This is a genomic window from Candidatus Cryptobacteroides sp., from assembly GCF_056207615.1.
Window position 1 is genome coordinate 1 of sequence record NZ_JBAEER010000186.1, and the last position, 2,374, is coordinate 2,374.

2 protein-coding genes are annotated in these 2,374 nt (G+C 52.6%); both read left to right on the forward strand.

Going from position 1 to position 2,374, the window contains the following annotated elements:
- Positions 1-1,345, forward strand: a 1,345-nt coding sequence (locus AC06ND_RS10090) for an ATP-binding protein (RefSeq protein WP_475678852.1), incomplete at its 5' end; no start/stop codon positions are given.
- A gap of 165 nt (positions 1,346-1,510) precedes the next feature.
- Positions 1,511-1,975 carry an RHS repeat domain-containing protein gene (locus AC06ND_RS10095; RefSeq protein WP_475678853.1) on the forward strand — a complete coding sequence of 155 codons (465 nt, stop codon included), beginning with the start codon at positions 1,511-1,513 and terminating at the stop codon, positions 1,973-1,975.
- The last annotated feature ends 399 nt before the right edge of the window (positions 1,976-2,374 follow it).

Here is a 2,374-nt window from a genome sequence, read left to right on the forward strand (position 1 = left end):
GAAGATCAGCACTGTCCAGACCATGGTCGAGTCGCTGGCCCAGGATGCTCCGGACTACGGTGCACTGATGTCGCAGGAGTTCCGCAACAGCCTTCTCGCGGTAGCTGCGAACACCAAGTCGGACGTCAGCCTCTACACCCCGGACGGCCGTGTGTTCGTGTCTACGGTCGCTGACGTGTTCGACATGGACCTTCTCAGCACCAGGATTAGCAACGAGGCTTATGACGAGGTCGTGAACAAGCACCAGCGAATGTACATGGCCAAGGAGAGCTTCGACGGAACCAGCTACTATGCCCTCTACGCTCCTGTGTTCAACCGCAGGGACGAGATGGTCGCAATACTTTCTACCCCGTATTCGAGTGACAGCAGCCTCATGCAGGAGGCGGTGCCACACGCGGTGCTCCTCCTGATAATAGTCCTGACCCTTCTCGCCGTCTTCGCGACCATATCGACCACGGTCGTGAACGCGGTTTTCTCGCCTCTGACTGAGGTCAGCGAGAAGATGCAGGGTGCGGCTGACGGTAAGCTCGAGACCATCGCGTACGATCACGACGACGAGATATCTGCGCTGATCGCCTCGTACAACCGAATGGTTCATGACCTTGAGGAGTCTTCGAGGAAGATGGCCCAGAACGAGCGTGACATGGCGTGGAGCGAGATGGCCCGACAGGTGGCCCATGAGATCAAGAACCCGCTGACTCCTATGAAGCTGGCGATACAGCGTCTGATACGCCTCAAGCAGAGGAACGACCCTGCGTGGACGGAGAAGTTCGATGACCTTTCGAACGTGGTGCTGGAGCAGATCGACATCCTCACCGAGACTGCCAACGATTTCTCGACCTTCGCTAAGCTCTATACCGAGGATCCGGTCGAAGTGAACCTTGACAAGATGCTCCAGGAGCAGCTGATGATCTTCGACAACAAGGAGAACATCACCCTTACCTACATCGGTATGCCGGATGCCCTCATCATGGCCCCTCGCCCTCAGCTGATCCGCGTAGTGGTCAACCTTATCACGAATTCGATCCAGGCTATCGAGATCAACCAGCAGGAGTGCGCGGAGGCAGGCAAGGAGGTCCGTCACGGAATGGTGAACGTGCTCCTTCGAAACAGCAATCAGGACGGCTACTACGATGTCGTCGTCGAAGATAACGGTCCGGGTGTGGCGGAAGAGAACCAGGCGAAGCTCTTCACTCCAAAGTTCACGACAAAGTCTGCCGGTGCCGGCCTCGGCCTCGCGATCAGCCGCAGCATCATCGACAAGTGCGGTGGCGAGATCAGCTATGCCCGCTCGATCTCCCTCGGCGGAGCCTCATTCCTCATTCGCCTCCCGAAGAAGGCCTAGCCAGCGGAATGATCTCGGGAGCGCTCGATCTTGGCTTAATGGAGCAAATAAAATCTATCATCGTTGATGCATATAAAACAGATGCCCACGGTTTTTGACCGAGGGCATTCTGCTGTCATGTTGGCTGTTGGCTAGTCTTACGGCCTGGGCCGTCTGACCTCTGCGGTGTACGGCGAGAAAGGTACTCTGGTGCCGGGTTACGGAACGAGCTACTCGTACGACGTAATGGGAAATATGCTATCTTTGCTGAGGAGCAGGGACAGGGCCCCGTTTCAGAAGGGAATCGTGGACAACGGTCTCGGTCTGTACGACTTCAGGGCGAGGATGTACTATCCTGCCCTGGGGCGCTTCACCTCGGTGGATCCGCTGGCGGAGAAATACTATCCTTTAACGTCGTATGCATATTGCCATAATAGCCCGATATTTTTAATAGACCCTTTTGGCACGGCGGATGGTAGACCGAACAAGATCTTGTGGGGACAAGTTGTTGATGGTGCAGCAAATCTCGCTGGAGGACTGTCCTCTATGACTGTGAGCTATTTTGCGGCTGCCGAGCAACCCGTATTAGGCGGCATTTCACTGATGTCGTTGGCCTTGATGAGCCGATATTTGAGAACATTGGTAATTTAACTGAGGTAGTAATGGGGCTTCGTGTTCCGGAGGTAAAGAATCTTGATTCTATCCAAGAGTTGTCAAAAATCGGGATTGTTCAGACAATCATAGGTTTTGCGCATAAGATGTTAAATATAAGCAACCAGCGATTATATGTTAATTTTGATAGAAAGTCACTTCAACAAATAGATAAAACAAAAGTACAATCTAGTATACTCTATGAAGAAATATCAGAACCTCAATAAAAGGCGAGCTTTGATTGGTAATATTGTTAGTACGTAAGCGCCTCCGCGGGGACGTCTTGACGGGTCTTTGTTAATTGTTGATCTTCGCATGGTAATTCATTACCATCATGGAAGATCGAATCATTGAGAATAACAAATCAGCCAAGTCTTCGGGCAGACAGGAGTACGCAGA